The following is a 24,820-nucleotide window of genomic DNA, read 5'->3' on the forward strand; positions in this document are numbered from 1 at the left end:
GGGTGTCGACCTGTGAACTACAGAAGGAATCGACACTTCAATGACCCTGCTCGTTCGCGGAATCGAATGGTCGAACCCGACAGCACCGCGGATCCGATGCGTCGACGACACCACTTCCGCTACGACCTTCTACACTCACGACTCGGTTCTGCGATTCTCCGTCGACGAGGCGAAGGGCCGCCGTTGCCTCGGGTGGCGTGATCTCACCGCCGAAGGTCCGGGACACTCGCCGTGTGACCGCGGGGCCACGGTCGTTACCGGGCGCCAGTGCGATCGATGCCGAAATCGTGAGGGATTCACCACCGTTCATCAGGCACATGTCAGCGGCGCGCACATTCATCCGAACGTGCGCACCTATCTCACGCAACCACAATGGCTCTACATCGACATCTTCGCCGGCGGTCAGATGAAGGTGGGGACGGCGGCCGAGTTTCGCAAGCATCCGCGAGTCGCCGAACAGGGAGCGGTCTGCGCATTGTTCGTAGCGCGGTCGACGGACGGTTACAGCATTCGTTCCCTCGAAGCCCGAGTTTCGGAGCACTTCCACTTGAGCCAGGCCATACGTACGTCTCGGAAGATCGAAGCGCTGACAGGACCCTTGGATCGCGAGAAGCTACGAAAGTCGTTGCACCACTTCGTATCGTCGATCAAAGACGAGCTGAATGACATCGGATCGGACATCGACGGAATCGAGATCCTGGAGGCTCCCGAAGAATGGACGGCGCCGGCGTGCGCCGACGTTGTCTTCGATGCGGCACCGTTGATCGCGTATCCGCACACTTTCGAATCCGGGGAACATTCCTTGTACTTGGAGGGCCTTGCCGGTTCGATCGCCTCGCTGCGGATCGACCCCGATCCTGAATCGCCACGCTTCGTCGCGGATGTGTCCGGACTGGTCGGTCGAACCATCACCGTCGGCGAGTTCGAGTCCCCTGGCGTGGCGATTCAGGAATCGTTGTTCTGAAAGTAGGTCAGCAACTTCCCGCGGTCGCTGCGGCGAATCCGCGAGTGACCTCAGCCTGCTCGTCGGCAGACAAGCTCGACCATTCGGGATAAGCCTGGATGGAGGTCAGCATGTCGTTTGCCAATGATTCACGCGTCATGCCCATTTCCTCGCCCGACTCGTCAATTGCCGGCTGGTATGCGTCGAGGTACCGGAGAACGTCGGAGCACGCCTGCGCGTAGGTCCGTGGCAGTGCCGAACTCACATTCGGGTCCGACGGGACCTCAGCCGGGACGCTCGAGTCGACCGACGGTGCCTCGGTAGTCGATTCCGACGATGTCGCCGGAGCCTCGGATGACGTCGTCGGTGACGCAGTGGTGGTCGCCGAAACGGAGGAAGTGAGTGTTCCGACCTCGGTCGGCTTGTCTCCGTCAGAACCGCAGGCAACCAGCGCCACCAGCGAGCAGGCACCGATGAACCCGGTGATCGTTTTCTTCATCCTTCAAGGATGCCAGAGGGCGTCTGGCGCTCGAACGGACCGGCATCGTCGACCGGCGAGAATCGTCCGGGCAGCCTGTCGATTCCGAGTGCCTCGTCGGCCCGCCTACAGGATTGGACCATATGCCCCGTCTGCGAACCCATGCTACGGTTACTTAACTGCAAAGTAACTATGGGTGGGATTGTCCGGTCTGCCGCGTTCATCCGGAACGCTCTGATCGGAAATAGTTCGTCTTTAAGGGGCTGGAACGAGTGGGACTTTTTCGTCGACGAGGCTCCCGGGAGGAAGACGACGATCGCGGGCAGAACCTCGATCGCAGCGACCCCGGGTATGCCGCCTGGTTCGCGAACGTCTCCGACGCGGGCGGTCAGCCGGTTCCGTACAAGCGGCCGCTTACCGCGCCGGTGTATCCGCAACTTCAGACGCCGGTGCCGGACTTCGAGACGGATACGAGATGGCCGCTCAGCGCACCCCCCGGGGACGGCTGGCTGCCCGCAGACCGCATCGACGAATTCGAGTCGTCGAATGGCCGCTCATCTGCACCGAACGGAACGAGCCCACAAATCTCACAAGCTGAACAGTTGCCGCCCAGCCCACTCCCGACACCGCAACCAACGATTCCACCTCGAAATGTACCGATGACTTCATCACCGAAGCATCACCTGGAGTCGCCCCGCGCGACTCTGCCCTACCAAGGAGAAGCAATGAGCAACATCGACAAGATCCTCGGCGAATTGATGCGCATCGACGGTGCCAGCGGTGCAGCCGTAGTCGACGCCGACAGCGGGATGGTTCTCGGCATGAGCGGCAACCCGTCATTCAGCCTCGAGTACGCCGGCGCCGGAAACTCCGAGGTTGTGCGAGCAAAGCTCCGCACGATGAGTAACTTGGGGATTACCGACACTCTCGAAGACATTCTGATCACCCTGAGTAACCAGTACCACCTCATTCGTGTCCTCGAGACGCCCGGACTGTCAACGCTGTTCGTGTACCTGGTTTTGGATCGCGCGCGTGCGAACCTGGCACTGGCCCGCCACAAGCTGGGCGAACAGACACCCAAGATCGAGATCTGACGCTTCCACTCCCTTCCCGAACAATGCCCGGTCCTCGCCAACGGCGAGGACCGGGCATTGTTCGTTCCGCACCGTCGATTGGTGAACGTCGCGCCGGCACCGATACTGAGACAGTGACTATCGCGGATACTCCTTGCGTGTGGTTGACCACCCTTCGAAGCGACGGCTCGCCGCACACGACTCCGGTCTGGTTCTTACTGCGTCAGAACACATTCTGGATACCGAGCGCCGAGCAGAATCGGAAGGTCCGGAACCTGCTGGACGATCCTCGGGTCTCGTTGGCAGTCGACGGATCCTCTCACGACCCGTGGGTCGCACAGGGGTTCGGGACAATTCATCACAACGTCGGCGAGTTCGGCGATCTCCTGAAACTTTTCGGCGAGAAGTACGACGGCTGGGATGCCGCAGACGAAACTCGTGAAGGTCCGCGAGTTCTCGTGTCGGTTCCGGTGACGCGATGGCTACTTCGACCGGACTGACAGACAGTGCCGGTTCAGCCCGAAATGTCGTGAATGACATACTTGTAGTTCATCTCTCGCAGAAATGGACTCTCACACATGGCACGCACGGCACATCACAGGCGCGGCATCACCGGCGTCACCATCGGCATTGCTGCCGTGATCGTGCTGGGAGGTTGCGCCAGTTCCAACGCCGACGCACCCGAAACATCTTCTCTCGGTTCGGGAATCGGATCCGGCGTCACGACGACGGTTACGGCCGGAACTTCGGCTCCCTCGTCCGCCGCAATTGAACTGCTGGCACAGATCCCCATCAAGGGACGCGCACCCAAGACCGGATACGACCGTGCACTGTTCGGTACCGCCTGGACCGACGACGTCACCGTCGAGTTCGGCCACAACGGCTGCGATACCCGAAACGACATCCTGCGGCGTGACCTCACCGACCTGACATTCAAAGACGGCTCCAAAAGCTGCTCGGTCCAAACCGGTACGCTCCGTGACCCGTACACGAACAAGACCATCGCCTTCACCCGCGGCCAGGACACGTCTTCTGCAGTCCAGATCGACCATGTTGTCGCACTCTCGGACGCCTGGCAGAAGGGCGCGCAGCAGCTCGACACGCAAACGCGAACCAATCTGGCCAACGACCCTCGAAACCTACGCGCTGTCGACGGGCCCACCAACCAGAAAAAGTCGGATTCCGACGCGGCGTCGTGGCTGCCGCCCAACAAGGCATACCGCTGCCAGTACGTGACTGCTCAAGTGGAAGTGAAAGCGGCATACGGTTTGTGGGTTACCCAAGCCGAACACGACACCATCGCAGACATTCTCGCGACCTGCTGAACTCTTGCGGTGATCAGCGACATTTGATCAGAGGGCTCCGATCAGCGACATTTGATCAGAGGACTCTGATCAGCGACCTTTGATCAGATACCGCACAATCGCCATCCCGAGCGCGAGGCCCAACACGGTGGCCAGCGCTGCAACCAGACCGTGGCCGGTCAGTGCGACGAACACACCGGTTATGACTGCGACGACGGCAATGATCCCCGCGTCCACTCTGCTTTGACCACGTTCAGGCATGGCACTCTCTCGTGCTGTCAGGTCCGTCCGCTCCCCTCGTAGCGGACGGACCCAGCGGCAATCTGTCGAAATGCGCGAACTCTGGTGGCCTCACCGGGCTGACTTTGCGGGCGGTCCTGCGAGGCCGGCACGTCCCCCGGAGCCAACTCACATCGGTTCACGAAGTCCGTACCTTCGCAGAATATACCGATTGGTAGGTAATTACTGAGGGCTAAAGTCCCTGGTCATGGACTCATGCGACGAGTGGTCGAAAACTCGAGACGAACGAGCGCATCCGCGAGCCGAGCGTTCAATCGAGATGGCAGAGGGCCGTGGTCACCTCCAGAGGTCCATCTCGACATAGAGCGGAGACGTCTAGGACCCGAAAAGCGGTCCGAGATCCAACGATCCGACTGACGACACTCTCTTCCAATCAGCGCAATACGCGGTGGTGAAGCGAGAATCCGTCAAGAGAATGGTGACTGTCGCCGGTTCGAGGGTGCTTTCGAACTCGAGGACATTCAATTCACCGTCGCCGTCGACTTTTGCCCGACCGTATATGCACGGCATATCAGCTGATACGGGCCCAGACGTCGTGTAGGTTCCCGGTAACACCTCCCACGGCACGTCGAACAGCCCATGACCGGGAATCGTTCCCGGCGCTGCTGAGGCCGCAGACGTCCCGATCATTGCCACACCGACAGCTACTGCTGCAGCGGACGCGAGCAAACTAACCTTGCGCATTTTCCCTACCTTGTTCATACCTGAACCGCAGCGGCGAGTTCGAAGGCTTGTTGATGTAAGAACCCGCGGTTCGCGCAGTTCTTCAACTAACGGTAGTAAAAGGGCACGAGTTTTGGTGAGCTACCTTTTGTGGTTCTGGCCCGATTTCCGTGACGGAGACTCCCATTGAGAAAAATAGGGAACGCCGGCGTTGCGGCTCTCGGCATGATTCGAACCTGTCATTCCAGTATTCGATCACACAACCGTATTCGAGCCGAAACGTCGACGCTCCCCTGCCGTTTGGGTGACTCAGCCTCCGAGTGAGCCCGTCGGCAGCTTCGAGAAGATGTCCCCGAGGCTTCCGGTTCCACCAGGAGTTTCCGGTTCCGTCGGATCCACCGGCTCGACGACGATGACGCCGGGCACGGTGACGGTCACGGTCTTGTCTGCAGATTCCGAAGAACTGAACTTCTTGGTACCCAAGAACTTTGCGGTGATACGATGCTCGCCCTGGTCGCGGAACGGCCAGACCAGTTCTGCATGGCCATTGGAATCGACTGTGGCGCTACCGATCTTCGTCTCGCCGTCGAAGAACTCGACCGTGCCCTCACCCGGGTTCGGGTCGATACTCGCCGCAATCTTGACGTCTTCGCCCGTCAGTGCCTCCAGTGCGACAGCGACCGTCGTCTCGGTCTGGTTGGTCGCGAATACCTCGGTAGTCGAGAGGGCGCTGCGTCCCTCGCCCGAAGCAACACAATACCCAGCGGCATTGACCCACCGGGACTCACCGAAACTCATGCTCGTGTCTTTGATCTTGATACTCGGGCTCGTCGCCCCGGCGCGCAGGTGCGTCGTCGCGCTTCCCTCGTCGGACCGAGCTTCGAGTTTCAATTCGACTGCCGGCAAACGAAAGTCCGTGTTGGCCTTGACTTGCAGCCCTTCCTTTGGCTTGTTGTCGTTCGCGCTCGGACCGTCGTTGACTGTCTTGTTGCCGGTACCGGTAATTCGCAGGTACTCACCCGCCGAGTTCGCGTTTCCGTCTGCGCCCACCCGGAGCAGCACCGCAGTCTCGCCGGTCAAGTTGGACGACGAATCACCGACGAGGGAGTACGAAACCAGGGTTGCCCCTTGCGGTAGTGCGATGTCGTACTTGATACGACCGGTGTCCGAATCCGAACTACGCATGGTGCCCGGATGCAGTTTCACTGTGAACTGTTCGCCGGGACGCACGGACGTGGGCGCCGTGACCTCCAGGTTGTCGGAGAACGACGAATCCCAATCGGTGGCGCCGTCGACCCGGCACTTGTGTTCGAAGGAAACTGTTCGCGTCACGGTATCGGAAGCCGCTGCTACCGGAGCGGACACAGCGAGGAGTCCGGCCGCGACAGCTGGTACGACTGCGCAAACAGCCAGAGAACGGGAGTTCATATGTTGCCTTTCAAAAAGACTCGGTCATCGAGTGTTCGGTGAAGTAGGACCGTGATCACTTGCCACCGAGCGAACCTGTTGGCAGCTGCGGCAGAACGGACTCGAGGCTGCCGAGACCACCCGGAGTGCCCGGATCGGTCGGGTCGGGATCGACCGGGCCTGTTGAATCACCGGTCACCGTGAGCATGTGTGCCGCCGACGTGTACTTCGCCTCGTCGCCGGTAGCTGTGAAGACTGCAGTCACGGACTTGATACCCGCCTTACCGAAGGTCAGATCCAGGCGGGCAATACCGCGAACCACCGGCCGCGGGTCACCGACGGGCTTGCCGTCGACCATGAACTGTACTGTTCCCGTTGCGTTTTCCGGATCGACGTGAGAAGCAAAAGACACCTTGGTACCGGTGGCGGCCGTCGTCGGTCCTTCGAGCGTCGTCACGATGTCTGCTCCAGGCTCGGGATCAACAGGTCCGAGGTCTCCGTCGATTTTCGTGGATGCCAATGCGCCGGCACCGGCGTTGAGGGGACCCGTCTCACCGTCGCGAGGAGAACAGGATGTGGGCGCCCAGATGGTTCCCGCGAGCCAGTGACTTACCTGAGGGAGGAAGGTCAAAAACGACTCCGGCCCGCCGAAAGTACCTGCAGCACCCGAAGTCCGGACATTGGTTTCGACTGCGCCGGACGGCCCGGCCTTTACGGTGATTCTGATCTTCGGAAAGACGATGTTGGTCTCGGCTCCGGACTGAGCATTGATCGCAAGCCCGCCGTGCGCACCCGGCGACGATGACGGACTGTTGCCGATCGCTTCGTTTGCGCCGGACAACCGGAGTATCGGACCGTCCGCTGCGGGAGTGCCGTCTTCGTTGACACGAATCACCGAAGCAGGTTTCCCGGCAACAACATTGCCCGGATCGGTGACCGTCGCCGAAACGAACTCCGCGTTGGTCGGAATCGGCAGATCGATCTTCAGACGCGAGATCTTCTTGACACTGGCGCCGCTCACATCGTTCGGGATCTGAACGCTACCCGGATCCACGTCGATGTCGAAGACTTGACCTGGCGCCACGACCGAAGGAGCCGAAACTCGCACCGTAGCAGGCTTTCCGTCTGACGAAGGACCGGAGAACGCACTCGGAACTGCGCGGCACGTGACCTGAAACGTTGTCGACGTGGTTTCTGCAACGGGCGCCGCGGTCGCCGGAATCACGGCCACAGCGGTTCCACCGGCAAGGAGGCCGGTAAGGAGCGCAGCATTCAGTAGGCGTTTTGACATGATGTCCTCTCGGAACAACCTGATTGACGTTTGCCGCCGAACTGTAACGGAGCCAGCGCCCGAGTTGACCCGTTTTCAATAAACAAAAACCACACAGTAGGTAAATACTTGGTAAGGGTTACTGGTCGTCACATCTGACCGCCACCGCGAGCCTTGCCCCTCTCGATCAATCTCGCGATTCGAGATTCACTGCGGGAAAACATAATTCGACAGAAATCCGCGCCGTAGTGAGAACTCCGTTCATACTCTACCCTTACGGGAGGGTAGAGTATGAGAACCTCGTCAGGACGGAATCTCATGGCAGTAACCATCGCTTCATCCACCAACGACAATTCGGTTCGGGCCGCGCTCCGGTCACCTCGCCGTCTCAAAACGGAAGTTTTGGCCGGACTGGTCGTGGCGTTGGCACTGATTCCCGAGGCGATCTCGTTCTCGATCATCGCCGGCGTCGATCCGCGGGTAGGACTGTTCGCGTCGTTCACGATGGCAGTGACCATCGCCGTCGTCGGCGGACGACCCGCAATGATCTCCGCAGCTACCGGCGCCGTCGCACTGGTCGTCGCTCCACTGACGCGCGAGTACGGAATCGACTACCTGATTGCGACAGTCCTTCTGGCCGGCCTGCTCCAGATCGTGTTGAGCCTCCTCGGCGTCGCCAAGCTGATGCGCTTCATCCCGCGCAGCGTCATGGTGGGATTCGTCAATGCACTGGCCATCTTGATCTTCATTGCCCAACTCCCCCACCTGATCGATGTTCCGTGGCTCGTCTACCCACTTCTGGCCGTCGCCCTCCTGATACTCGTATTCCTGCCGAAACTGACCAGCGCGGTCCCGGCTCCACTGGTGGCGATCGTGCTACTGACCACCGCCACAGTCGTTTTCGCGTTCAACGTCCCCAATGTCGGCGACGAGGGCGAGCTTCCGTCGAGCCTGCCGACGCTACTGTTCCCCGACGTCCCTCTGGACATGCACACACTGTCGATCATTGCTCCGTATGCATTGGCCATGGCGCTCGTCGGCCTCCTCGAATCGTTGATGACGGCCAAGCTCGTCGACGACGTCACGGATACTCACTCGAACAAGACCCGAGAAGGGTGGGGCCAAGGCGTCGCGAACATCGTCACCGGCTTCTTCGGAGGCATGGGAGGGTGCGCGATGATCGGCCAGACCATGATCAACGTCAAGGTCTCCGGCGCTCGCACTCGAATCTCGACCTTCCTGGCGGGCGTGTTCTTGCTGATACTCGTGGTCGGCCTCGGCGATGTCGTGGCGTTGATTCCCATGGCCGCATTGGTAGCCGTCATGATCATGGTCTCGGTCGGCACTTTCGACTGGCACAGCATCAATCCGAAGACCCTGCGCCGCATGCCGATCGGCGAGACAGTGGTCATGCTGGTCACCGTGGCGGTCACCGTCGCGACCCACAATCTTGCCTACGGCGTGATCGTCGGAGTGATCACCGCGATGGTCATCTTCGCCCGCCGCGTCGCGCATCTCACCGAAGTGATCGACGTCGCTCATCCGGACGAGGACACCCGTGTCTATGCGGTTCGAGGCGAGCTGTTCTTCGCATCCAGCAACGATCTGATCTACCAGTTCGACTATGTCGACGACCCGAAGAACATTGTCATCGATCTGTCCGAGTCGCATGTCTGGGATGCGTCGACCGTGGCGACACTGGACGCGATCACCACCAAGTACGCGGCCAGAGGCAAGAATGTCGAGATCGTGGGGCTCGACGACGCATCGGCCGAGCGCCATCTGCGCCTGTCCGGACGCCTGGGTGACGGTCACTGAGAGTATGGAAGCCCAGCGCGACGAAAGTAGGAGTGATGTCTGAGCCGGAACATGCGGTCCAGGGACAGAACATGCAGATCGGGCAGGTTGCCGAACGCACCGAACTGTCGATCAAGACGATCCGTCATTACGACGAGGTCGGTCTGGTCACTCCATCGGAGCGGACCGCCGGAGGATTCCGCTTGTACACCGAGGCGGACGTCCAACGGCTACTGGTAATCCGACGAATGAAGCCGCTCGGATTCAGTCTCGAAGAAATGAAACAACTCCTCAATTCCCTGGCAGTGCTCGGCGACGAAGCTTCGGACGCGTCAACACGAACCGCCGCAACCGAATTCGTCACCGCCTGCCATACCCGGGCGGAAGAAAGCTGCACACACTTACGTAAGCAACTCGCCTACGCCGAAGAGCTGACGGGATTGCTCGCCGACCACAGTCTGAACGGTGAACGGCATTCGTGATCTGCAAGCTGAACTAAGCTGGGTTGATGGCCCGATATTTCGACGTTCACCCGGAAAACCCGCAGCCGCGCGCGATCAGCCAGATCGTCGAAATGCTGCGCAACGACGCGGTCATCGCCTACCCCACCGACTCCTGCTACGCCCTGGGTGCCCGAATGGACAATCACTCGGGCACCGATCGGATCCGCGAGATCCGTCACCTGCGGTCGGATCACCACTTCACGCTGGTCTGTGCCGACTTCGCGCAGCTCGGGCACTTCGTCCACGTCACCAACTCGGCGTTCCGCGCGGTGAAAGCCGCTACGCCTGGGCAGTACACGTTCATCCTTCCCGCCACGAAGGAAGTTCCGCGTCGACTGGCACACGCCAAGAAGAAGACCGTCGGAGTGCGTATCCCCAGCCACCCGGTAGTGCGGGCGCTCTTGCAAGAGTTGGGTGAACCGATCCTCTCCAGCACCCTTCTCCTGCCCGGCGCCGAGGAGCCGATGACGGACGGCTGGCAGATCAAGGAAGAACTCGACCACCAACTCGACGCCGTCATCGACTCGGGTGACTGCGGAACCGAGCCCACCACGGTGGTCGACTATTCGTCCGGTGCCCCCGAGATCGTGCGCATCGGCGCGGGAGATCCTTCCCGTTTCGAATGATCCCCCCGCCCGTGCCACATCACGGATGGCAACGTGTCACGGCGTCACGATGTCGAACCACAGATCGAAGTCCTCCAGCAGCGAGATGAACGTCTCCAGTTCAGACTGATCTCCCACAGCTTTTGCCGTTCCGGCCTTGATGGATTCGGTGAGCGAAGTCGTTCCCAGATACACCTCGTTGAACACGGCACGGGTCAAGGTCAGAGTCAGCGCCGCCGAAGCATCTGCCTTGTCCGTGTCGTAATTCAGCACGCCGTTGCGCACTGTGACCAGGACGTTGTCCGCAGTGTCCGACAACACGAATCGCAACGACAGGTCGACGTCGGCAGCTTTGGGACCGTCGAGGCGAACTGCCCAGAAGTCCAGCATCTGCTCGAGAGGCATCACGGCGACAACGGCCGGGCCGGTGGGGTTGTTGGACGGCATCGGTGCCAGCGGATGCCGCAATTCCATCGCTCCGACCAGGTAGAAGTTGCGCCACGTACCGTTCTCGGCTTGGTAGCCGAGTTGTTCGTACGTGTCCGCCAACAACTCTCGCGCTTTCTGGTTACTCGGATCGGCGAACACCAGATGGTTCACCAGCTCCGCTGCCCAGCGATAGTCGCCGTCGTCGAACGCCTGCTTGCCCTTGGTCAGAAGCGCATCGGGTCCGCCGACGGCTTCGACGTAGCGCTTGCCGTTCTCCACCGGCGGATGAGGATTGAGGTGAGCGGGAACGCCGTCGAACCAACCGAGATAGAAGGTGTAGATCGCTTTGACGTTGTGACTGAGCGAGCCGTAGTACCCGCGGTTGTACCACTGCTTTCCGATGGCGTCGGGTACCTCGATCTGGTCGGCAATCTCCACCGGTGTCAGTCCCTTGTTGGCAAGACGCAACGTCTGATCGTGCAGATACTTGTACAGGTCTGCCTGATCCGACATCAGCTTCAAGATCTTGTCGTTGCCCCACGTGGGCCAATGATGCTGCGCAAAAATGATTTCGACGTCGGGGAAAAGTTCCATCGCCAGACGAACGTAGTGCGACCAGGCCTTGGCGTCGCGAGTTTTGGCGCCGCGCAACGTGTACAGGTTGTGCATCGTGTGCGTGACGTCCTCCGCTGACCCGAGCGCCTTGAAATCGGGTAGATAGAACAACATTTCGGACGGCGCTTCGGTGCCCGGCGCGAGCATGAACGTCACGCGCACACCGTCGATGACTTCTTCGTGTACCGGTTCGGTGATGACGTCGGTCGGCACCGCGAACGTCGACGTGCCGTGCGACGTGGACAGTCCGAGACCACCGGAAACCTGCCCCTGCGGGCCTGGACGCAGGAATGATCCGTACATGTACATTCCGCGACGCGTCATCGCCGTTCCGGCGAGCACGTTCTCGGAGATCGCCTCCTCCGTGAAACTGTCTGGTGCATAGACTTTTACGGCACCGGACTCGATCTCTTCGTCGGTGACAAATCCTTTGACTCCGCCGAAGTGATCGCCGTGGGAGTGTGTGAAGATGATCGCCTTGACCGGGACCTTGGGGCGGTGCTGGTAGTACAACTCCAGCGCAAGAGCGGCTGTTTCCGCGGACATCAGGGTGTCACCGATGATCAACCCGGTATCGCCCTCGATGATCGTCGTGTTCGACAAGTCCTGGCCGATCACCTGGTAGAGGCGATCGGCAAGCTTGAAGAGCCCGCCGCCCTTTCCCATCAAAGTGGCTTGGCGCCAGAGACTCGGGTTGACGGTGTCCGGCGCTTCGCCGTCGGCGAACCCATAGGCGTCGTAGGAGAAGATGAACTGTCCTTTGTCACCCTTGACCAACCCGCCGTCGATGAGCGGCGCCACCAGACCGCGAGAAATCAGTTCGAAGTCGAATGTGTCATCGAACGGAAGATCACGGAGGACCTGGGCGTTCGCAAGGCGAGTCGCTTCGGTAGCGGGCTTGGGGTCGAGTTCGGATGGTGTAGTCATCTTCTCTTACGCTCCTCGGGAACTCGCGGTGTCCTGTGTCTGGATACCGGTTCATCCTCGATCGCCACGTAGTCCTCGCGCATCACCCGGAAGGGATGATCACGTGGTTCGTCCAGCGTTCAACAGCGCAGCAACGAACTCACGCACCAACGTCCGCTCGTCGTTCTCGTCCGCACCCGGCACCATGAGCAGCGAGAGGATCACTCGCACGATCCAGCGGGCTCGTGACGCTGTGCCTGCTCCGTTTTCACCGAGCATCGCGACGCCCAGTCCGTTGATGACGTCGGATGAATTGGCAAGTTCACCTGCAAGACTCGCATCACCCGGAGTGAACCATGCAGCCAACGTCGGAGTGCTGCGCACCGCGGAGACTGCGGTGAGCATCGCCGTTTCGAGACGCTCGCTCGGATCATCGATGGTCGCTACCGATTCCGCGATCGCAGTTCCCAGCCTGCGCGCTTCGCGGTGAACGAATGCAATGTGAAGGGCCTGCCGATTCTCGAAGTACCGATACAGGGTGGCCCGGGAACATCCTGCAGCAGAGGCTATCTCCGCCATACCGACGGCGTTGACACCTTTCTCGACGAACAGTTGCGCCGCACTGTCGAGGATCTTCTCGGCTGCCGCCAAGGCGCGCCCCTCACCGAGCCAGTCGTTGCTCACGGCCGGGTCACCGACATCGGCGCTGTGAGTGGACGGCGCACGTAGTTGCCCGGCGCGTATTGCATCGCGTCGATGTCGATATGGAAATCTGGAATCCGGGAGAGTAACTCTTCCAACGCAACTCGAGCCTGCATCCGAGCTGCCGACGCCCCCAGACAGTGGTGGGCGCCATGACTGAAGGTGAGAATCTTCTGCGGTCGACGCAAGACGTCCAACTCCGCCGCGTCGGGTCCGTACTTTTCGGGATCACGATTGGCCGCACCGTACATCAGCAGAACCTTACGTCCTGCCGGAATCACTTTGCCACCCAAGGCCACATCTCGCGTCGTGGTGCGTGCCAGTCCTTGGACCGGCGAGGTGAGTCGAAGCAACTCGTCGACCGCGTCGGTGATCAATGCGGGATCGTCCAGCAGGATCTGACGCTGGTCGAGGCGTTCGGTCAGCATCGCCACCGAACCACCCAGCATTCCTGTCGTGGTGTCGTTTCCACCGGCCACCATGGTGAAGGCGAAGCCCAGAATCGACAGCAGGCCGGACATGTCGCCGTCTTCACCGAGTCCAGCGGCGAGTAGGTGCGAAATCGTGTCGTCACCCGGTTCGACCTTGCGGCGGTCGATCAGCGACGCGAAGTACATCATCAGCTCACCGGTGGCGGCCTGTGCCGTCGTCGCTGCCGCGGCCACACCACCTGCCGAATTGGCAGCGACAATGGCTTCGGTCCAGCCGTCGAACTGGTCACGGTCCGATTCCGGCACACCCAGATAGTGTGCGACAACCATCGACGGCAACGGTTTGAAGAGCTCGACGACGATATCGCCACTGCCACGCGCTTTCAACGCTTCGATACGCTCGACGACGAATTCGCGGACCATCGGCTCGACCGCCGATACCTGACGCGGAGTGAATCCCTTCGACACCATGCGCCGGAACTCCGACTGCACGGGCGGGTCCTGCATCACGAACGGCGGATTGTCCTGCATCCCGATCTGCTCGAGCTCACCATAGACGGTGGTCAATCCCTTTGCCGACGAGTACGTCTCGTAATCACGAGCGGCGTTGTAGACGTCTTCGTGACGGGTGAGCACCCAGTAGTCGTCCTGCGGCGAGGCTTCCGGCACCACGTTGTGCACCGGGTCGTTCTCTCGCAATGCGTCGTACATGACCCAGGGCGAACGCCAGGACTCCCCGGTGGAAGGAACAAACCGTGGAGAATGTGACACAGATGTTGTCATGACTCGACTATGAGACAAATTGATAGATGTGTCAATGTTTGACGACCAATATTTCTGCGATCAATATCGAGTAACCCGCTTCCACGCAGAGCACTATCGTGTGTCGGGTGATCACGGATCCGAAGAACCACCCGAACAGCTCTGACACCGGACGCCGCGCCGTGGTTGCGGTCCTGCTCCCCCGCGAACATCTCCCCTTCATCAGAGACTGGTGCCTGCACCACATCGAGCAAGGCTGGGAGGTTGTTCTCTACGACAACACCGGTTCCGTCGGGTCCACCCGCAAGACAAGCGCATTCAGCCTCAACCGTTGGCACGGCCGCAGCGAGGACAAGAGAGGCAACTCTTACGGCGCCTTCACCCGATCGATGTCGGACAGTGAAGTTCAGGTCGCATTCCGCAAAGAACTGCACGACCTTCCGGTGACGATCGTCGACTGGCAACCGCGCGACGCGGACGGTCGGATCGTGCACGGTCAGGTAGAGGCGTACGTCGATTACGTGAGTCGATACCGCGACACCGTCGCATGGGCAGCATTCGTCGACGCCGACGAATACCTCGAGCACGCACCAGGACTGGACTGGGAGGTTCTACTTGCCGGAGTTACTCAAGCGGGTTCGCACCGCGTCGTTCTCGATGCTCTGGTTTACGAATCCAGGTGGACGCGCGACGGGCAACTGCGAGACGTCGAGGAATTGAAATGCCTTGGGCTACAGAGCCACGGCTGCAAGAACATCGTGAGGCTGTCGGAGATTCTGCGAGCGGACGTCCACTGGGGATGGAAGACAAGCGAACCGGACAGCCTGGTGCGGCCCGACCGATCCCTCTTCTACTTCCGCCATTACCGCGGTTCGGAGGCGGCACTCGACTTCACTCCGCTGCCGAATTTCGGACCCCAAGTCCACGAAGAAGGTGTGGATGTTCCGGCGGCAATTGACGTATCACAGAATTGAATGTGCCTGCAAGACACAGGTATTCAGGTACAGATAAACCTCCGGCCCGCATCCACGAAGGCAATGCCTTCAGAATGCGGGCCGGGGGCCGTAAATCCGGTTCAGCGAAGCAATCAAGCCTTCGGCTGCGAGCTTCCTGCGCCACCGATTGCGCCGAGAAGACCAGCAACTGCGCCGATGCCGACGAGAACGCCGCCCAGGCCTGCAATGATCTTCTGGAAGTCGCCGAGCTGTGCCAGGTCCGTCTTGCTGCTGCCAGTGGTGAATGCCATGTCTAGCTCCTCATCATGGAATGTGTACGCGGTCCGCGCGCCCGGTATGTAACGGCGCTCACAATATACGTAAGACAGCCGAAATTTGAAGCGGTGCCGTTGAGTGGGACGTAACTCACATCTCATCCAGCGGGAACCCACGAGTAACAATGCGCGATTCGGACAACGCTTCGGGAACCGTTGAATGACGAGCAGGAGAACAGCAGTGGGCAAGTTGGATGGAAAAGTGGCCCTGATCACTGGCGCAGGGCAAGGCGTCGGCCAGGGTGTTGCGTTTGCGCTTGCCAAGGAAGGTGCTTCCGTCGCGGTGGCGGGCCGCACTGAGTCGAAACTCGTCGTCACATGTAACGAGATCACCGAACGCGGAGGCCATGCCGAACCGGTGCTCGTGGATATCGCCGACGCGGGTTCCATCACCGCTGCCGTGGCGCGAACCGTGGAACTGTTCGGCGGCGTCGACATCCTGATCAACAACGCCAGCCTCAACCCGCTCGGCAACGTCCTCGACCTCACTCCGGAGCGCCTTGCCGACGGGTTGACTTCCGGTCCCGTCGCGACGCTGCGAACAATGCAAGCCTGCTACCCGTTCATGAAGGAACGCGGCGGCGGGGCGATCATCAACATGGTCAGTTCCGTGGCCGTCCGTTGGGACGCCGCCGGCTACGGCGGATACGCGGCCGTGAAGGAATCCGTCCGAGCCCTCAGTCGCGCAGCAGCGTGCGAATGGGGCGTAGACGGGATCCGAGTCAACGCGGTTGCTCCTCACGCATCCTCGCCCGGGCTACAGCGTTGGGCAGATGCACGCCCGGAAGAGGCTGCCGCTTTTGTTGCCGGGATTCCGCTACGGAGGATCGGGGACTGCGAAACGGACATCGGCACCGCGGTGGCTTTCCTGGTCGGCCCGGATGCCGCGTATCTGACTGGAGCAACAATTCCGCTCGACGGTGGTCAGTCGCGCTGGGGCTGAGAGCTGGCGTCGTCGAAGGCAAGCACCGCCGACTTGGCTTCGGCGATCGGGCGGCGGAAAACGAAACCGACCAGAACGGATGCCAAAACCAGCGCGGCCAGAACAATGAGCCCGACCATCCACCACATGGTTTTCAGTATGCCCGAACCGATCTCCGCCGGACGCGCGCCACGGCCGTCGGAAAGCGATCACAACCGCGAAAAGTGCTTGACACCAATCAAATTCCGTTTTGCCCGTTTCCCGAGCTTCCCGATAATCCGTGATCGAGGACACAGTTTCGGATACCGAACCGGGACGATCGCGTGACTGGAACCGCGCCTCGGTGCATCCTGTCAGGTATGGAATCCGCTGTTTCGGCCGAACTCGCCGACGGAAGCACCCTCACACACCCGTGGGGCGGGACAAGCAACATCACCGATCTCGGCGGTGATGTTCACTGGATCGACTTCGGCGGTCCCAGCGGAGCGCCGCCCATCGTGCTCGTTCACGGACTGGGCGGCTCGCACCTGAACTGGGTGCGGGTGGCACCGACGCTGGCGGCGCGCACGCGTGTGTACGCACTGGACCTCGCCGGATTCGGACTCACCTCTGCCCGTGGACGGCACACCGGCGTCGACGCCAACGCAGCACTCCTGAATCGCTTTCTCGAGACAGTAGTAGGTGAACCTGCCGTCCTGTTCGGCAATTCGATGGGGGGAATGGTCTCGGCAATCTCGACCCATGCCAATCCCGAATCAGTTGCCGGCCTGGTGCTGGTGGATCCGGCGCTCCCACTGCCCGTCCAACTTCCCGATCTGACCGTCGCCGCCCAATTCGCGCTCTACTCGATGCCGTACGTCGGTGAGCAGGTTCTCGGCTTCGGACGCCGGAAGATGTCCGACCGGCAGTTGGCCGCTCAGATGACCAGATTATGTTTTGCCGATCCGACGCGAGCAGACCCCGCGGTCCTCGACGCGGGCGCTGCCTTGACTGCGATTCGTCGCGGCGAACCCACTCAGGATGCCGAGTTCCTGCAGGCAGCACGGTCACTGCTGATGACCCTCGCCCGTCCGGCCGCCTATCGAAAGACACTGCGAGAGATCACGACTCCGACGCTCCTGATACATGGCGATCGCGATCGGCTTGTCCCGGTCGAGGCCGCCCGGGCAGCCGCCGCCGCACATCCACACTGGACCACCATCATTCTCGGCGACACGGGTCACACCCCTCAGTTGGAGATTCCGGACGAGTTTTCACGTCACGCGCTCGCATGGCTCGACCGCACGGGGCTGATCACGAGCTGACACGTACCGGCACTACACCCGCGGAACGGCCTCGCCGATCGAGCAAGTGCCCCATCAACTTCGGCGTATCAAGGACGATTCGGCGATCGACTACGTCGGCAGGTCCGGCCCACCGGTAAGCGCGAACGGTCAAATACTCCAAAGCTCTCGAGCCCTGGGAATGTGTCGGGGTACGCGCGTAGCGTGAGATTCGCGCCTTCCTCGGCCAAGCATTTGCGCGACCCGTACTTGTGTATCCGTTTCGGTAAAGGAGAGTTTCAGATGCCCGCACGCACAGCGCTCGACGGAACACCCTGTTGGATCGACCTCACCAGCTCCGATACCGAGGTCGCCAAATCCTTCTACACCAACGTGTTCGGTTGGCAGACTGACACAAACGACGACCCGCAGTACGGCGGCTACGCGATCTTCAGCAAAGACGGGCAGCCCATCGCCGGGCTCGGACCTCAGCAGGAGGGAAACCCGTACGGCAACGTCTGGACCACCTACATCTCCTCGACTGATGCGGCAACGTCGGCGTCCAAGGCCGAAGCCGCAGGCGGAATGATCATGATGCCGTCGATGCAGGTCGGTCCCCAGGGCAGCATGGCGATCGTGGGCGATCCTGCCGGTGCAGTCGTCGGTATCTGGCAGGCAGATCAGCACCACGGCTTCGGTCTGGTCGGCGAGGCCGGAGCCCCGGTGTGGCACGAGACTTTGTCCAAGAACTACGCCGCGGTCCTGCCGTTCTACACCGACGTGTTCGGCTGGACTTACGAGTCCATCGGCGACAGCGACGAGTTCCGGTACTCACAGGCCAAGCAGGGCGACACCGTCGTCGCCGGTTTGATGGATGCCAGCTCGTTCCTCCCGGCAGAGGTGCCGTCGTTCTGGCAGGTGTACTTCGGGGCGGACGACACCGATGCGGCCGTCGCCAAGGTCGTCGAATTCGGCGGCAGCGTCTTGCGCGATCCCGAGGACACGCCCTTCGGCCGTCTCGCGTCGGTGGCCGATCCACTCGGTGCCAAGTTCCAGATCTCCACGATCATGGAGTGAATCTCCGCGCAGAGGCCGCACCGGCCCGCGGTCTCTGCGCGCTGATCATCTGGAAAGTCCCGATTTGACCGCACGGATTTGAACACTCGCCCAGAAGGTATGCAGTTTTCTGCGTCCAACGCCTAATCTCATGGGATGCCCGCCCCCGCCCCTCTCCTCGATGTGTACTCGCAGCCGACTCTGTCGACGCTTGCGCCGTCGGTACTCGCTTCTCTCGGAGTGAGCGGCGAAGCGAACCGTCTCGATCTACAGCCCAGCAAGAAGACTGTAATTCTGCTGGTAGACGGGATGGGCGCGAACTTGCTCGCCCGCAACGCCGAACACGCACCATTCCTGAACTCACTCATCGGAACGCCCATACGGGCAGGATTCCCCACGACGACGGCCACCAGCATCGTCTCGTTGGGGACCGGGCTGCCCTCGGGGGCGCACGGAATCACCGGTTACCAGTCTTACGTCGAAGAAGCCGATTCGGTGTTCAACTGGCTGGGTTGGCACAGCGCGGGCAAGAAGGAATCTCAGACCGACTCCATCGTCCCGGAGACCCTGCAGCCGCAGGCCACGACCTTCGATCGTGCCGCGGCCGCCGGCATCACCGTCACTACCGTCGTTCCGTCCAAATTCGACGGCAGCGGCCTCACCCGGGCGGGAATGCGCGGCGCCCAGTTCGCCGGAATCCAGGCATACGGAGACCTCCTCGCTCGCACCGTGGCCGCGTCGAAATCTGCCGACCGTACGTTCACGTACTGCTACATCAGCGAGATCGATGCACTCGGCCACGTCTACGGCCCCGAGTCCGAGCCGTGGATTTTCCAACTGATGCTTGTCGATCGACTGGTCGAGCAACTCGCCGCCGCTCTCGGTCCGGACGTGAGATTGCTGGTGACGGCAGACCACGGAATGGTCGACGTGTCGGACGAGAACAAGATCGACTTCGACAACACTCCGACTCTGTCCAAAGATGTACTCGCTCTTGCCGGTGAACCTAGATGTCGTCACATCCACACCCGAGAAGGCGCTGCACAAGATGTTGCGGACCGCTGGCGCGCCGAACTGGGTGACCGCATGTGGATCGGGACGAGATCCGAGGGCATAGTCGCAGGATTGTTCGGGCCTGCAGTGCATTCCGAGTATCACGGCCGGATCGGTGATGTCATCGCCATTGCGTCCGGGGACGTGGCCGTCGTACGTCGATCTGTCGAATCGGGACTGTCCGGCCTCCGTGGACAGCACGGCGCCCTCACTCCGGACGAACTGCTGGTACCGCTCTTGTCCTCAGGACAACAGTAGGGCCCGAGCCCGGCGAATCTCGGGAACACCGACGACCTTGCATGCGCCCAACAGGACGACTGCTCCGACGGCCGCACCCGCCGACAATGAAATAACAGCAGCAAGCCTGGGCTCGGGAACTCGGTTCTGAACCGCCACCACCAAAGCGAGCGCACAACCACCTGCCAGAATTGCCGCCGCCGAAATCCTTCCGACGGTAGCCTGCACGCGACGGAATCCCAACAGCCCGTATCGCTTTCGAAGCAGGATGTGGCCGAGCGCCGCTCCGCACACGTAGGAGAACGAGCCCGCCGCACAGACGGCCAGGACCAGCGTTTCGTCACTCGCCGACAGAGACGCAAGAAGAACGAGCGCCGTCTTGGCTACCACCATCACCAGCGCGATCACCGCGGGAGTTCGGGTGTTGTTGTCGGCGTAGAACACTCGAAGCTGAAGCATGACCATCGCAAAGGGCACCAGCCCGAATGCACTGACCGCAACGGCCGTCCCGATCAACCGGGCACTGCTGCCGTCGACCCGGCCGAAGAAGATCAGGGTGGTCAACGAGGGGCCGAAGACCATGAGCGCCACCGTGACCGGAATCAGCGCCACCACTGAATACCGGGCTCCCCGGCCGAGATCGGATACGACGCCGACGTCGTCACCCGCAGCAACCGACCTGGCGATCCGCGGCATCAGCACCGTCAACAACGACACACCGAGAATGCCGTACGCCACTTGAAACAGCAGATCCGCGTGCGTGTACATCGAGTAGACGTGACGGGAGAGAGTGACCTTCATCGTCACCCACACACCGATCTGACCGGCAACGACGTACACAAGTACCCAGCCGAGCAACGGCGCCCCGACGCGCACCGGGCGCCAGGTGTGCGGTACGACCCGCACGCGAAGGCGCCACCGAAACCCGTTGCGGTGCAGCGATCGAGCAACGACGGCGGTTTGCGCCACGATCCCGAGCAGAGTGCCGATACCGATCACCAGAACCTGCGCGGTGGTCATCGACTCGGGAGTCAGAGCCACCGGCCCCGGGATACACAGGAAGACCGCGACCGTCACCAGAAGGACGACGTTGTTGATCACCGGCGCCCAGGCCGGCGCGCCGAACACTGATCGAACACTGAGTACTGCCGTCATCATCGCCGTGACGCCGTAGAAGAAGATCTCCGGCAGAAGCAAGTACGCGAAGAGCGTCGTCAACTCTCGTTGAGCCGGATCATCGATCACGGCCGAGACCAGAGGCGGCGCGCACACCACCGCCACTACCGTCACGAGCGCAAGAGCAAGCGCTCCGACGGTGAGAACGCGCTGCGTCTGCTCTCGTTCGAGCGTCCGCCCACGACTTCGCTGCCGTGTCAGATACGGAAGCAGAACGCTGGCGAGAATCCCGCCGAGGAGGAGCTGATAGACCATGTTCGGGAAGCTGTTGGCCGCGTTGTACGCATCACTGACCAGGGCGATGCCGAGGACCGCGGCAAGGGCAAGGGTGCGGACGAAGCCGGTGATCCGGCTGACCGTGCTGGCGAGCGCCACTTGCCCGCCCATCTTCGCCAAGCTGCCGCCCGTCACACCCGTACGTTCGGACTCCCCCATACTCTCGACCATCTCGCCAGAGTGCCACATCGCAGAGGTACGACGATCTGGACGGAAACGGAAGAGCGCCCCGAACCGTGGGGTTCGAGGCGCTCGTCACGAGAGAAGATCAGGCTGATTCCGCTCCAGCCAACGGCGGCATGACGACAACCTGGCCGGCGAAGGACAGACCCGCACCGAAGGCGAGAAGCAATGCCTTGTCGCCCGGCTTGCACTGGCCGTCGCGCAGCATCTGCTCCATGGCGAGCGGGATCGAGGCCGCGGACGTGTTGCCCGTCTCGGCGATGTCGTTGGAGACGGGGAAGCCCTCGGGCAGCTTCATGCTGCGAGCGATGACCTCGTTGATGCGCTGGTTTGCCTGGTGCGGCACAAAAGCGTCGATGTCCTCGATACCCAGCCCCGACTTCTCCAGGGTGCGAGTGGCGACCTTGCCCATCTCGAAGGCAGCCCAGCGGAACACCGCGGTACCGGCCATCTTGATCCACGGCCGAGGTCCGGTCGGGTTCTTGGTGTAGTCGAGCCAGCTCGGCTCCTGAACGATGGCGTCGGACTGGCTGCCGTCCGAACCCCACTCGACCGGGCCGATTCCGACGGTATCGCTCGGGCCGACGACAACTGCGCCTGCGCCGTCACCGAAGATGAAGCGAACGCTGCGATCGGTGGGCTCGGTGGCCTCGCTCATCAACTCGACGCCGACGACGAGTACGTGATCAACCGTGCCGCCGCGAACGAGGTCGCTGGCCACGGCAAGGGCGGTACAGAAACCGGCGCAGCCTGCCGCGACGTCGAATGCAGCCGGACCCTTGATGCCGAGCTCGTGGGCGACGATGGACGCAGCCTGAGGAGTCTGCAGGTCCCACGTCGACGTCGCGATGATCACGGCGCCGATCTGCTCGGGAGCAATGCCGCTGACGTCCAGTGCTTTACGCGCCGCGCTGATCGACATCGCGAGGATGCCTTCACCTTCGCCGGAGAACCGGCGCGACTTGATACCCGATCGCGTCTGGATCCACTCGTCGGTGGAATCGATCAGCTCGCAGATCTCGTCGTTGGTCACGACTCGCTCCGGGCGGTGAACGCCGAGCCCGAGAAGGACGGACTGCCGACCTCCGGCCACACTGGCAATCGGCTTACCCATTGATCGATCTCCTCGTTGGTTTCTGGTGATGACGCGCATTCGACATCACACGTTACGTACAGGACATAAGCCCCTGCCTCTCAGGTCACCGTTCGATCACGGCAACAACATGAGGCTGGCTCACATTACGCTTCGGTCAGGTATGTAGTCCAGATCCACGATCAGGCGCGTAAATGAGCTAGAACTGCCAAAACACGACGATGCCCGCTTTCGGAAGCCGACAGGCCGAGTTTTGCGAAGATATTTCCTATGTGCTTGCTCACAGCAGTGTCGCTGACGACCAGTTTCCTGGCGATTTCCTGATTTCCCAGCCCCTCCGCCATCAGTCCGAGAACCTCGGACTCGCGTGGGGTCAGTGATCTGATCGGATCGTCGGCGCGTCGACGGCTCATCAGTTGGGATACGACCTCGGGATCCATCACGGTTCCGCCGTCGACGACCCGGTTCAATGCGTCGACGAACTCGGCTACCTTGCCGACCCGTTCCTTGAGCAGGTACCCGACCCCGCCGGCGCCTCCTGCCAACAATTCACCGGCGTAGCGATCCTCGACGTACGCGGAAAGGACCAGGACGGGAAAGCCCGGGCGAAGCTTGCGCACCTCGATCGCCGCTCGAAGCCCCTCGTTGGTGAAAGTAGGAGGCATCCGGACGTCGAGCACCGCGGCGTCGGGGGCGGTCTCCTCGAACACCGTGAGGAACTGTGCGGCGTCGGAGACGGCAGACACCTCGAAGCCCTCTCCGCGGAGCAGCAGTGCCAGCCCCTCTCGCAGGAGAGCGTCGTCCTCGGCAATCAGAATCCGCACGGTAGTTCCACCCTCATCGTTGTCGGTCCACCCTCCGGGCTCTCCAATACTGCGGTTCCTTCGAAAGCCTCGACCCGGCGTCGGATACCCGCCACGCCGCCGCCCGGGCGTTCGTTCGCGCCGCCCTGACCATCGTCGATCACGTCGATGAGCATCGTCTCACCCAACGAGTCGGCAGACGCCTCCGTCCGTGCCGTGACTGTGACACTGCGCGCTCCGCTGTGTTTTGCGACGTTGGTCAAGGCCTCGGCGACGACGAAGTACGCAGCAGCCTCGACGGCAGCCGGGGCACGGCGGAGTTCGTCGATCTCGAGTACGCAGGGCACGGCGGAGCGCCCGGCGAGCGCGGAGATCGCGCCCTCCAGACCCAACTCGTCGAGGATCGGCGGGTAGATGTCGTGCACCAACGTCCGGAGTTCGCTCAACGCCTCGGTGGCCGCATCCTGGGCCCGATGCAGTTGTGGCAGAGCCTGGTCCGGATTGTTCTGCAACGACCGCTCGGCCATCCCCAACATCATCACCACCGCGACCAGACGGTTCTGCGCGCCGTCGTGCAGATCCCGCTCGATGCGCTTGAGTTCGGCCGAATGTGCGTCGAGCGCCGCAGCGCGGCTGGCCGTCAGGGCGGTGACGCGCTTCGAGAGGTCCGAACGCGTGTCCGGCGCAAGCAAAGTCGTGGTCGACCAGCTGATCCACTTCGCCATCGCGGGGACCAACCACCACGCGATCAGGAGGTACAGGATGCCGATCAACGGCATTCCGGCAGCGCCCAACCACGACGTCACGGGGTACGGATTGTTGACGGGTTCACCGGCGGGCATCTGCTGCCAGTACAGCGGGACGGCAATCGAATTGAGTGCACCGAGTGGCAGAGCAATGGTCAGCGTCGCCGCGACGAAAGCCCCCAGACCATGAATCGACAGCCAGGCCGCGTCGCGCCTGGTCGACTGATCGGTGAGGAACCGGCGCCAATCCCCGAAGGTCGGATTGCCGGGCATCGGTGGGTATCGCTGCAGAACAGGGCGTCCGGTGTACGCAGCCGTTCTCTTGCGGGCCAGACCCGCCCACCACCGGAGCACCCGCACGTACGACGGCAACAGCAACCAGCCGACGATCAGAATCGAGAGCGACAGCAGAATGAGACCGACCATCAGCAAGAACAGGGAGACCACGGCTGCCGCACCCTCGACGAGCACGTACACCGCAGCCCTGGTTCTCTTCTTCACTGCCCCAGCATGCCGCACCTGATGCCGCGATCCACTACAGCTGGCTACACCATT

Annotated in this window: 25 protein-coding genes and 1 pseudogene; 12 read left to right on the top strand and 14 right to left on the bottom strand. The window is 61.7% G+C overall.

The window, feature by feature from the left end:
* Positions 1-40 precede the first annotated feature (40 nt).
* Complete coding sequence (locus tag RE4_RS07140; protein ID WP_042950954.1) at positions 41-964, top strand: DUF2797 domain-containing protein; 924 nt, start codon at positions 41-43, stop codon at positions 962-964.
* 7 nt (positions 965-971) lie between these two features.
* Here the strand turns inward: RE4_RS07140 and RE4_RS07145 are convergent, their stop codons facing one another.
* On the bottom strand, positions 972-1,442 hold the full coding sequence (locus RE4_RS07145) for a hypothetical protein (RefSeq protein WP_020906455.1): 471 nt from the start codon (positions 1,440-1,442) through the stop codon (positions 972-974).
* A 704-nt stretch (positions 1,443-2,146) separates the two neighbouring features.
* Here RE4_RS07145 and RE4_RS31550 point away from each other — a divergent pair.
* From RE4_RS31550 to RE4_RS07160, 3 genes and pseudogenes are all read left to right on the top strand, one after another.
* Positions 2,147-2,515: a roadblock/LC7 domain-containing protein gene (locus RE4_RS31550; RefSeq protein ID WP_020906454.1), complete on the top strand. Its 369-nt coding sequence runs from the start codon at positions 2,147-2,149 to the stop codon at positions 2,513-2,515.
* A 23-nt stretch (positions 2,516-2,538) separates the two neighbouring features.
* Entirely contained in the window at positions 2,539-2,994 is a 456-nt protein-coding gene (locus RE4_RS07155) for a pyridoxamine 5'-phosphate oxidase family protein (RefSeq protein ID WP_081098319.1), read from the top strand.
* Positions 2,995-3,072: 78 nt separating this feature from the next.
* A pseudogene (locus RE4_RS07160) lies at positions 3,073-3,816 on the top strand (HNH endonuclease family protein); the annotation flags it as partial.
* A 72-nt stretch (positions 3,817-3,888) separates the two neighbouring features.
* Here the strand turns inward: RE4_RS07160 and RE4_RS31255 are convergent.
* The 4 genes from RE4_RS31255 to RE4_RS07175 all read right to left on the bottom strand — a co-directional run bounded on the left by RE4_RS31255 (position 3,889) and on the right by RE4_RS07175 (position 7,459).
* Positions 3,889-4,059: a hypothetical protein gene (locus RE4_RS31255; protein ID WP_020906453.1), complete on the bottom strand. Its 171-nt coding sequence runs from the start codon at positions 4,057-4,059 to the stop codon at positions 3,889-3,891.
* Positions 4,060-4,413: 354 nt separating this feature from the next.
* On the bottom strand, positions 4,414-4,782 hold the full coding sequence (locus tag RE4_RS07165; protein WP_238077067.1) for an Rv1352/Rv1906c domain-containing protein: 369 nt from the start codon (positions 4,780-4,782) through the stop codon (positions 4,414-4,416).
* 288 nt (positions 4,783-5,070) lie between these two features.
* The gene (locus tag RE4_RS07170) at positions 5,071-6,189 is read right to left on the bottom strand and encodes an Ig-like domain-containing protein (protein ID WP_060938321.1); all 1,119 of its coding nucleotides are present in this window, start codon (positions 6,187-6,189) and stop codon (positions 5,071-5,073) included.
* Between the two features lie 55 nt (positions 6,190-6,244).
* Positions 6,245-7,459, bottom strand: a complete 1,215-nt coding sequence (locus RE4_RS07175) for an Ig-like domain-containing protein (protein WP_060938322.1) — start codon at positions 7,457-7,459, stop codon at positions 6,245-6,247.
* A 297-nt stretch (positions 7,460-7,756) separates the two neighbouring features.
* On the opposite strand from RE4_RS07175, the gene RE4_RS07180 reads away from it, so the two are divergent.
* From RE4_RS07180 to RE4_RS07190, 3 genes are read left to right on the top strand one after another with little or no spacing between them, the layout of a single operon-like run.
* On the top strand, positions 7,757-9,256 hold the full coding sequence (locus RE4_RS07180) for a SulP family inorganic anion transporter (protein WP_174531761.1): 1,500 nt from the start codon (positions 7,757-7,759) through the stop codon (positions 9,254-9,256).
* A 35-nt stretch (positions 9,257-9,291) separates the two neighbouring features.
* The gene (locus tag RE4_RS07185) at positions 9,292-9,717 is read left to right on the top strand and encodes a MerR family transcriptional regulator (RefSeq protein ID WP_019747166.1); all 426 of its coding nucleotides are present in this window, start codon (positions 9,292-9,294) and stop codon (positions 9,715-9,717) included.
* Between the two features lie 26 nt (positions 9,718-9,743).
* Positions 9,744-10,364 (top strand): L-threonylcarbamoyladenylate synthase, encoded by a 621-nt coding sequence (locus RE4_RS07190; RefSeq protein ID WP_029254604.1) that lies wholly within the window; start codon positions 9,744-9,746, stop codon positions 10,362-10,364.
* A 36-nt stretch (positions 10,365-10,400) separates the two neighbouring features.
* On the opposite strand, the gene RE4_RS07195 is transcribed toward RE4_RS07190, so the two are convergent.
* The 3 genes from RE4_RS07195 to RE4_RS07205 form a co-directional block, all read right to left on the bottom strand.
* A complete protein-coding gene (locus tag RE4_RS07195; protein WP_029254603.1) occupies positions 10,401-12,314 on the bottom strand; it encodes an alkyl/aryl-sulfatase in 1,914 nt (637 codons plus the stop codon).
* A gap of 99 nt (positions 12,315-12,413) precedes the next feature.
* Positions 12,414-12,977, bottom strand: a complete 564-nt coding sequence (locus RE4_RS07200; RefSeq protein WP_060938324.1) for a TetR/AcrR family transcriptional regulator — start codon at positions 12,975-12,977, stop codon at positions 12,414-12,416.
* A complete protein-coding gene (locus RE4_RS07205) occupies positions 12,974-14,209 on the bottom strand; it encodes a cytochrome P450 (RefSeq protein ID WP_060938325.1) in 1,236 nt (411 codons plus the stop codon). Before RE4_RS07205 ends, RE4_RS07200 begins: the two co-directional genes overlap by 4 nt.
* Positions 14,210-14,316: 107 nt before the next feature.
* Here RE4_RS07205 and RE4_RS07210 point away from each other — a divergent pair, with 107 nt between their 5' ends.
* A complete protein-coding gene (locus RE4_RS07210; protein ID WP_060938326.1) occupies positions 14,317-15,162 on the top strand; it encodes a glycosyltransferase family 92 protein in 846 nt (281 codons plus the stop codon).
* 113 nt (positions 15,163-15,275) lie between these two features.
* Here the strand turns inward: RE4_RS07210 and RE4_RS30995 are convergent, their stop codons facing one another.
* Positions 15,276-15,434, bottom strand: coding sequence for a hypothetical protein (locus RE4_RS30995; protein ID WP_019747160.1), 159 nt, complete (start codon positions 15,432-15,434; stop codon positions 15,276-15,278).
* Positions 15,435-15,639: 205 nt separating this feature from the next.
* Here RE4_RS30995 and RE4_RS07215 point away from each other — a divergent pair, with 205 nt between their 5' ends.
* Complete coding sequence (locus RE4_RS07215) at positions 15,640-16,401, top strand: SDR family NAD(P)-dependent oxidoreductase (RefSeq protein ID WP_060938327.1); 762 nt, start codon at positions 15,640-15,642, stop codon at positions 16,399-16,401.
* Here RE4_RS07215 and RE4_RS31180 read toward each other — a convergent pair.
* Positions 16,383-16,520 (bottom strand): hypothetical protein, encoded by a 138-nt coding sequence (locus RE4_RS31180; protein WP_003945592.1) that lies wholly within the window; start codon positions 16,518-16,520, stop codon positions 16,383-16,385. The genes RE4_RS07215 and RE4_RS31180 overlap by 19 nt on opposite strands.
* A 219-nt stretch (positions 16,521-16,739) precedes the next feature.
* Here RE4_RS31180 and RE4_RS07220 point away from each other — a divergent pair, with 219 nt between their 5' ends.
* The 3 genes from RE4_RS07220 (at position 16,740) to RE4_RS07230 (ending at position 20,009) form a co-directional block, all read left to right on the top strand.
* Positions 16,740-17,684 carry an alpha/beta fold hydrolase gene (locus RE4_RS07220; RefSeq protein ID WP_060938328.1) on the top strand — a complete coding sequence of 315 codons (945 nt, stop codon included), beginning with the start codon at positions 16,740-16,742 and terminating at the stop codon, positions 17,682-17,684.
* A gap of 261 nt (positions 17,685-17,945) precedes the next feature.
* A complete protein-coding gene (locus RE4_RS07225; protein ID WP_019747156.1) occupies positions 17,946-18,719 on the top strand; it encodes a VOC family protein in 774 nt (257 codons plus the stop codon).
* A gap of 135 nt (positions 18,720-18,854) precedes the next feature.
* On the top strand, positions 18,855-20,009 hold the full coding sequence (locus RE4_RS07230; protein WP_060938329.1) for an alkaline phosphatase family protein: 1,155 nt from the start codon (positions 18,855-18,857) through the stop codon (positions 20,007-20,009).
* On the opposite strand, the gene murJ is transcribed toward RE4_RS07230, so the two are convergent.
* The 4 genes from murJ to RE4_RS07250 all read right to left on the bottom strand — a co-directional run bounded on the left by murJ (position 19,995) and on the right by RE4_RS07250 (position 24,766).
* Positions 19,995-21,611: a murein biosynthesis integral membrane protein MurJ gene (gene murJ / locus RE4_RS07235; protein WP_238077070.1), complete on the bottom strand. Its 1,617-nt coding sequence runs from the start codon at positions 21,609-21,611 to the stop codon at positions 19,995-19,997. The genes RE4_RS07230 and murJ overlap by 15 nt on opposite strands.
* A gap of 97 nt (positions 21,612-21,708) precedes the next feature.
* Positions 21,709-22,737, bottom strand: a complete 1,029-nt coding sequence (locus tag RE4_RS07240) for a beta-ketoacyl-ACP synthase III (protein WP_003945837.1) — start codon at positions 22,735-22,737, stop codon at positions 21,709-21,711.
* A gap of 161 nt (positions 22,738-22,898) precedes the next feature.
* Positions 22,899-23,540: a response regulator transcription factor gene (locus RE4_RS07245; protein WP_003945784.1), complete on the bottom strand. Its 642-nt coding sequence runs from the start codon at positions 23,538-23,540 to the stop codon at positions 22,899-22,901.
* On the bottom strand, positions 23,528-24,766 hold the full coding sequence (locus RE4_RS07250; protein ID WP_238077072.1) for a sensor histidine kinase: 1,239 nt from the start codon (positions 24,764-24,766) through the stop codon (positions 23,528-23,530). The genes RE4_RS07245 and RE4_RS07250 overlap by 13 nt, the downstream gene beginning before the upstream one ends.
* Between the last annotated feature and the right edge of the window lie 54 nt (positions 24,767-24,820).

This window comes from Rhodococcus erythropolis NBRC 15567, assembly GCF_001552595.1.
GTDB lineage: Bacteria > Actinomycetota > Actinomycetes > Mycobacteriales > Mycobacteriaceae > Rhodococcus_F > Rhodococcus_F erythropolis.